This is a genomic window from Actinophytocola sp. (assembly GCF_045807065.1).
Lineage (GTDB): Bacteria > Actinomycetota > Actinomycetes > Mycobacteriales > Pseudonocardiaceae > Actinophytocola.
The window spans coordinates 1-7,876 of the sequence record NZ_JBJMIE010000223.1; the positions used below are offsets into that span (position 1 = coordinate 1).

General features: G+C 73.1%; 4 protein-coding genes and 1 pseudogene. All 5 read left to right on the forward strand.

Annotated elements, in window-relative coordinates; genetic code table 11:
• Positions 1 to 2,565: S8 family serine peptidase (locus ACJ73U_RS13140; RefSeq protein WP_407777869.1), on the forward strand; the 2,565-nt coding region annotated here is incomplete at its 5' end.
• A 165-nt stretch (positions 2,566 to 2,730) separates the two neighbouring features.
• A complete protein-coding gene (locus ACJ73U_RS13145; RefSeq protein ID WP_407777870.1) occupies positions 2,731 to 4,221 on the forward strand; it encodes a S8 family peptidase in 1,491 nt (496 codons plus the stop codon).
• 15 nt (positions 4,222 to 4,236) lie between these two features.
• Positions 4,237 to 4,755 (forward strand): hypothetical protein, encoded by a 519-nt coding sequence (locus ACJ73U_RS13150; protein ID WP_407777871.1) that lies wholly within the window; start codon positions 4,237 to 4,239, stop codon positions 4,753 to 4,755.
• A 142-nt stretch (positions 4,756 to 4,897) separates the two neighbouring features.
• Positions 4,898 to 7,162, forward strand: a complete 2,265-nt coding sequence (locus tag ACJ73U_RS13155) for a SulP family inorganic anion transporter (protein WP_407777872.1) — start codon at positions 4,898 to 4,900, stop codon at positions 7,160 to 7,162.
• Positions 7,163 to 7,397: 235 nt separating this feature from the next.
• A pseudogene (locus tag ACJ73U_RS13160) lies at positions 7,398 to 7,876 on the forward strand (hypothetical protein); the annotation flags it as partial.

A 7,876-nucleotide genomic window follows, 5' to 3' on the forward strand; every position in this document is an offset into this window, starting at 1 on the left:
ACCAAGCACGACGAGCTGTCCGTGTTCTCCAGTCAGGGCCCGCGTTCCGGCGACTTCGGCCTCAAGCCGGAGATCGTCGCGCCCGGCTCGGACATCGTCGCCGCCCGCGCCGCCGGCACCCTGGCGGACGTCTCGGTCGACGAGCACTACGCGCGGCTGTCCGGTACCTCCATGGCCACCCCGCACGTCGCCGGCGCCGCCGCGATCCTCGCCGGGCAGCACCCGGACTGGACCGGCACGCAGCTCAAGGACGCGCTCGTCGGCAGCGCCAAGCGGCTGCCCGGCATCGACACCCTCGCGCAGGGCGCCGGCCGCGTCGACGTGGCCCGGGCGGTGCGCCAGTCGGTGCGGGCCGAGGGCGTGCTCGCGTTCGGCGAGACCTGGGCCGGCGACGCGGACACCGTGTCCCGCAAGGTCGGCTACGTCAACGACGGCGACACACCCGTGACGCTCGACCTCACCCTCGACGCCCCACCGTTCACCGTGGACAGTCCACGGGTGACGGTGCCGGCGCACGGCAACGCGGCCGTCACCGTCTCCGCCCGCGTCCCCGCGGCACGCGTCGGCGACGTCACCGGCGCGCTCGTCGCGACCGCGGGCGAGCAGACCCTGACCACGCCGCTCACCGCGAGCCTGCCCGGCGCCAAGCACACGGTCACCGTCCGGCTCGTCGACCGCGACGACACGCCGAACATCTCCCTGATCGCCCTGCAGGACGAGAAGACCGGCCTCGCGCAGGGCGCCTTCGTCGAGGGCGACAGCACGACGTTCACCGTGCCGGCCGGCAGCTACCGCGTGCTCGGCCAGGTGTCGGACTACACCGCGCGCGACGACACCCTGTTCGTGCTGCCGACGGGCCGGGTGGACAAGGACACCGAACTGGTCGTGGACACCAGGCGGGGCAGGGAGGTGACGTCGAGCATCGACGACCCGCAGGCGCAGGCGCAGCTCGCGGGCGGCACGGCGGTGCAGTCCGAAGTGGCCGGTCAGCCGGTGACCATCGTCCGCACCGGCAACGTGTCCAGGACCGCGAAGCTGTACGTGATCGGCAGCCCGGCCATGAGCGGGGTCAAGCTCGCCTACTTCGGTTACTGGACGAGGCCGTTCGCCACGGTCACCCTCGACGGGCCGGACGGGTTCACCGTCGAGGACACCTACGTCGCCACCTACCCGCGCCTGACGGACACCGTCACCGGCGAGATCGCCTACGTCGGACACGGCGACCGGGAGAGCATCGACAAGGCGGGTGACCTCACCGGCAAGATCGCCGTGATCGCGGCGACAGGACCGGAGGACCCCACCTACCCGTCCGAGCAGCAGCTGCAGGAGGGCATCGCACTGCTCGCCGAGCGCGGCGCGAAGCTCGTGCTGTCCAACTACAACCCGCAGTACAGCGACCCGAACCCGCCCGACCTGCCGCTGCCGGTGATCATGGTGTGGAACTACACCGACCTCCAGGAGATGGTGGCACGCACGCAGCACGGCCCGGTGACCGCCACCGTGGTCGGCCGCGTGAACAGCCCCGTCGCGTACTTCGTCGCCGACATGGTCGACGGCAGGATCCCAGCCGGGCACGCCTTCCGCTTCGCCCGCGCGGACCTCGGCGCGATCGACCGCCAGATCGTGGACACCCTGCCGGACAAGCGGTACCGGTACCAGATCGCGACCTGGTCCTACGGCGGGTTCGTCGCGAACGGGGACGTCGAGCTGGACTTCCCGCTCCGGCGCACCGACTACGTCTCGCCCCCGGCCGCGCTCGGCATGTACGGCGACGCCGGCTTCACCGAGGACGGCCGGTCGGTCGGCAGCGAGGTGACCCTCCCGATGAGCGTCGGACGGGGCGAGAGGAAGCACGTGCGGATGTTCGGCGCGCCGTTCGGACCGGAGCTGACCACCGGGCCGACGAGCCAGCAGACCGGTGCGACGGTCCCGGTGGCGTACCGGCAGGGCGACAAGCTGGTGCTGGCGGTGCCCATGTTCGCCGACAGCGACCCGGGTGACGCGAGCTTCTACGCCACCACCGACCAGGGCTCGACGGTCGTGTCCAGCAACGGCCGGGAGATCGCCCGGCGCGACGACATCCCCGGGATGGGCACGTTCACACTGCCACCCGGCCCGGGCACCTACACGGTCGTCGCGGACGCCAGCCGGCCCGCGTCGCTGCTGCAGGAGCCGGCGCTGGCAACGCGCACATCGGCGGAGTGGACCTTCCACACCGGCGCCGGTACGGCCGGGCAGGTGCCGCTGCCGCTGCTCGACATCCGGTGGGCGCTGCCGCTCGACGACCACAACCGGGCGGCGACCGGCACGCTGCGTGGCGGGCTGACCGTCGCGAGCCAGCCGGGCGTGCGGGCGCCGAAGGTGCGCTCGGTGACCGTCGAGGTGTCCTACGACGAGGGCGCCACCTGGCACAGGGCGGCGGTCACGCCGAAGGGCGACCGCGTCGACGTGCGCATCCCGGCCGGCGGCACGGCCGGGGGCTACGCGTCGCTGCGAGCGACCGCGACGGACACCGCGGGTGACCGCGTGACCGAGACCGTCATTCGCGCGTACGCGTTGCGCTGAACCGACGAGAAAGGGCGCGTTCGGGCCGTCCCGAACGCGCCCTTTCCCTGTCTTTACCGCCGAACGGGTCTTGTTTCGCCCTGTGCCGGGATGGTTGCGTGCCACCGGGGTCGGGGCGAGTCATATGGAGGGAAGTAGCAAGTGCGAAGAACCACCTTCCGAGCGTTGGTAGCGACCGCGGTGGGAGCGTGCGTCGCGAGTGTCTGCGCGGCCACCGCGGCGCCGGCAGCCGCGCAGGACGGCCCAGTGGCGCATTTCGTCGTGGTCGGGCCGCAACACGGCTCGCTGAACCGGACCGAGGCGTCGATCCGCGCCGCCGGTGGGCAGGTGCTGCAGGCCTGGCCACAGATCGGGGTCGTGGTCGCGACGTCGTCGAACGCGAACTTCGCGACCACCGTGCGGCACAAGCCGGGCGTGACGGCCGCGGGCGCGTCGCGCAACCTCGTCGAGCTGGGCCAGTCCAGCGCGGCGGCCCGCACGGCCGTGGCCGCGCAGAAGCAGGAGATGCTCGAGCCGGCACAGGCCGCGGCCGAGAAGACCGTGACGGCGGCCAAGCAGCCGGGCGCGGTGACACCCGAGCCGCTCGAAGCCAACCAGTGGAACCTGCGCCAGATCAAGGCCGACAAGGCCAACGCGGTCTCGGCCGGTAGGCGCAGTGTGCTCGTCGGGGTGCTCGACTCGGGCATCGAGGCCACGCACCCGGACCTCGCCGCGAACGTCGACGCGTCGAAGTCGGTCGGCTGCACGAACCAGGGCGTGCCGGACACGTCCCCGGCCGCGTGGGCGCCGACCACCAGTACGCACGGCACGCACGTCGCCGGCATCATCGCCGCCGCCCGCAACGGCGTCGGGGTGGCCGGTGTGGCGCCGAACGTGCGCCTCGCGTCGGTGAAGGTCGTCGATGACGACGGGTTCATCTACCCGGAGTACGCGATCTGCGGGTTCGTGTGGGCGGCCGAGCACCACATGGACGTCACGAACAACTCGTACTTCATCGACCCGTGGTTCCTGTGGTGCACGACGGATCCCGACCAGAACGCGGTGATCCAGGCCGTCAAGCGCGCCGTGGACTACTCGGTGCGCAAGGACGTGGTGAACGTGGCCGCGATGGGCAACAGCAACTGGGACCTGTCGCACCCGATCACCGACACCGGCAGCCCGAACAACAGCACGCCGGTCACCAGGACCGTCGGCAACGAGTGCCTCGACCTGCCGGACGAGCTGCCCGGCGTGGTGAGCGTGTCCGCGGTCGGGCCGGAGGCCCGCAAGTCCTACTACTCGAACTACGGGATCATCGAGACCGACGTGACCGCCCCGGGCGGTGACTCGACGCAGGTCGCCGACACCCCGGCCCGCAACGGCCGCGTGCTCTCGACGGTCGTCGGCGGCGGCTACGGCTACCTGCAGGGCACGTCCATGGCCTCGCCGCACACCACCGGCGTGGTCGCGCTGCTCCGCAGCCGCCACCCGGGTTACTCGGTGCGTGGCGTGTTCGCGACGCTCGGCCTGGAGGCCGACCGGATCGCGTGCCCGCCGGGCGGCACGTACGACCCCACCGGCACGGGCGCGTTCCTGGCCAACTGCCAAGGTGGCCGTACCGGCAAGGGTTTCTACGGCGCGGGCCTGATCGACGCCCTCGACGCGGTGACCCGCTAGTCCATGGAGGTTCCGGTGGCTGCCCGACCGGGCGGCCACCGGGACGTTCCATGGGGCAGCTCGTTGACCTCACCGCGCCGCCGGGGCGACGGTGAGGCCATGCATCCCGCCGCCCGCCGCGTCGTCACGGTCGTGCTGCTCGTCCAGGTGGCCTGGAGCCTGCCGCTCGGCGTGGTGTTGGCGCTCACCGTCCACTGGTCGTTCCTGCCGGTGCTCGGGAGCGTGGCCCTGGCCGTCCTGGTGGTGCTGCTCAGCTTCATGCTCTCCTGGCAGCGCGCGGACCTCCGCCGGCAGGCGCTCCTGACCCGCGGTGTGCGCGTACCCGCGCTGCTGGTCGCCTCCCGGCCCACCAGCACCCGGATCAACAACCGGAGGCTGTTGGCGCACACGTTCGAGGCGCGGCCCGCCGGCGGGATCGTCCGCGCCGAGACGAAGGCGTTCGTCCACCTCCCCGTGGGCACCGAGGCCACGATCGCCTACGACGCGGCCGATCCGGGCCGCGCGGTCGTCGTGGAGGCCCTGGAACCGTCGTGACTCCATCGCTGACCGGGGTGGACTTCGGTTCACCCGGTCGGGTGGGTCCGGTCATGAATCGCCAGCTCAACGCGCTTCGATGCGGTTGCGAGCATCCATCGTGTAGCGGACAACACACCCGATTGTCCGGTTTCCTGTGCTCATGCTGATCGAGCCGACCAACCAGGACCTCCCGCCGCCCGCGCGCACCCGGCTGTCCGCCTTCCGCAACGACCTCAAGCACGACCTCCCTGCCTCTCTCGTCGTCTTCCTCGTCGCCGTCCCGATGTCGCTGGGCATCGCGTTCGCCTCCGGCGCGCCGCTCGTCGCCGGCCTCATCGCCGCCATCGTGGGCGGCGTGGTCGCGGGGCCGCTCGGCGGCTCACCGCTCGGGGTGAGCGGGCCGACGGCCGGGCAGACCGTGATCATCGCCGAGGCCATCCAGCGCTTCGGCTGGCCCGCGGCGTGTGCGATCACCGTGCTCGCCGGCGGCGTCCAGGTGGTGCTCGGCATGAGCCGCGTCGCCCGGGGCGCCCTCGCCATCTCACCCGCGATCGTGCACGGCATGCTCGCCGGCATCGGCGTCACGATCGTGCTGGCGCAGCTGCACGTCGTGCTCGGCGGTGACATGCAGACCTCGCCGATCGACAACCTGGTCGAGCTGCCGGGCCAGGTGCTGGACGTCAGCGTCGCCCCCATGGTCGTCGGCCTGCTCACCCTCGCCGTGCTCGTGGCGTGGCCACGCATGCCGGCCGCGGTCCGGCGCGTGCCGGGACCGCTCGCCGCGGTCGTCGGCGTCACCGTGCTGTCCGTCGTGACCGGCATGACCCTCGACCGCGTCGGCGTGCCAGACAACGCGCTGCGGCTGTCGTTCGTGCCGGCGCTGCCGGCCGGCGACTGGGCCGCGTTCACGCTCACCGTGGTCATGATCGCCGTGATGGCCAGCATGGAGAGCCTGCTGTCCGCGGTCGCCGCCGACAGGCTGCACGGCGGCCCACGCGCCGACCTCGACCGCGAGCTGATCGGCCAGGGGACCGCGAACATCGTCTCCGGCTCGCTCGGCGGCCTGCCGGTGACCGGCGTGATCATCCGCAGCTCCACCAACATCGCCACCGGCGCACGCACCCGCGCGTCGGCCGTCCTGCACGGCCTGTGGATCCTGCTGTTCGTCGTGCTGCTCGCCTGGGTGCTGCGGACGATCCCGCTCGCCGCGCTCGCCGGGCTGCTGATCCACGTCGGCGGCCGGCTGGTCGACCTCGGCCACATCCGCGCCGTCCGCCGGCACGGCGACCTGCTCGTGTACGTGGCGACCCTCGTCGGCGTGGTCGCGCTCGACCTCATGAGCGGCGTGCTGCTCGGCCTCGGCGTCGCCGCCGTGCTGACGCTGCGCCGGCTGCTGTGGGCCGGCATCCGCGCCGAACGGGACGGCGAGGCCTGGCGGATCGTCGTGGAGGGCGCGCTCGCCGCGGTGTCGATCCCGCGCCTGTCCGCCGTGCTCGGCACCGTCCCGCGCGGTGCGCCCGTGACGCTGGAGCTGGTCGTCGACTACCTCGACCACGCCGCGTTCGACACGCTGACCGCCTGGCAGCAGGCACACGAGCGCACCGGCGGCACGGTGGTCGTCGAGGAGCACGGGCACCCGTGGTTCGGGCACGGGAAGGCCGGGACGCCGACCGTGCACAAGGCCGCCGCGCGGCGGACCGTGCCGAGGTGGTTCGCGCCCTGGTCGGACTGGCAACGCGCCGCGGCGGCGCACGTGCCCGCGCAACGGTCCGGGCCGCCGTCGGTCCTGCACGGCACCGCCGAGTACGAGCGGCACGTGGCCGAGCTGATGCTGCCGACGATGCGCCCGCTCGCGGACGTCCACGCGCCCTCGACGCTGTTCCTCACCTGCGGGGACGCGCGGATCGTGCCGAACATGATCACCTCGAGCGGGCCGGGCGACCTGTTCACCGTGCGCAACGTCGGCAACCTCGCGCCGGTCGACGACGACTCGGTGGCCTCGGCGGTCGAGTTCGCCGTCGGCACCCTCGGCGTGCCGGAGATCGCGGTGTGCGGCCACTCGTCGTGCGGCGCGATGAAGGCGCTCGTGTCCGGCCCACCGGCCGCCGCGCCGGCGCTGCGTTCCTGGCTGCGGCACGCGGCCCCGAGCCTGGACCGGTGTCGCACGAGCCCGTCGCCGACCGTCGACGGCCGCGTCCCGGCCGCGGAGCGGGACCGGCTCGCGCTGCACAACGTGCTCACGCAGCTCGACCTCCTCCGTGGGCATCCCGCGGTGGCGACGGCGCTGGCGCGGGGCCGGCTGCGGCTCCTCGGCATGTACTTCGACGTGGCGGCCGCACGCGTCTACCTCCACGACCCGGCCACGGACGACTTCGCGCCCGTGTCGGCCGCGATGGAGCGGCCGAGCAGCCGGCCGGCCGGGTAGCAGCGCGTTCCGCTGAGGTTGGTGGCGCCCGCCTCGCACCGCGCTGTGTGCGCGGGCGCCACCACCGGGCGGCGCGGCGAAAGACGGACACGGCGGGTCACAGGCGGATTTCGGAGGTGAGGTCGGCGTAAGCTCCGGTCACCGCGCGTGTAGCGTGCCGCCCGGAAAACACCATCCGCGCGGACGTGCGCGGCGGTGGTCGGGGAGTCGGGGCGCCAGCGGGAAGGGGCCAGCGATGCGCGTTCTCATCTGCGGTGTCACGCACGACGTCGGCCGCGTGTTCGCCCGAGCGGCACTGGGTGCCGGGCACGAGGTCATCGGTGTCGGCGCGAACGCGCAGCGTGACCTCCCGGCCGACGTCGCGTTCACCGCCGGTGACGCCGCGACGGCCGAGTCACTGGTGGCCGGCACCGACGCCGTCGTGCACCTGTGGCCGGTGGAACGCGACGCGCCGGAGTCCGGTGGCATCCCCGCGCTGCGCCGGATGGCCATGGCCGCCGCCCGGCACGGGATCCGCTTCATCGCGCCGATCGCGCACGGCCCGGACGCCTCCGACGCGGACCGCGTCGTGCGCGACACCGGCACCCGGCACGTCGTGATCCGGACCGCGCCGCTCGGCGGCCGGCTGCTGGACTGGCAGGCGTGCCGGACCGCCGCCACGTTGCTGTCCGCACCCCGCGACACCCAGTGGCGCCTGCTGCACACCGACGACCT

Excerpts from the sequence above, each read along its gene's own strand:
- ACJ73U_RS13155 (WP_407777872.1), top strand. The coding sequence starts at position 4,898 with ATGCTGATCGAGCCGACCAACCAGGACCTCCCGCCGCCCGCGCGCACC.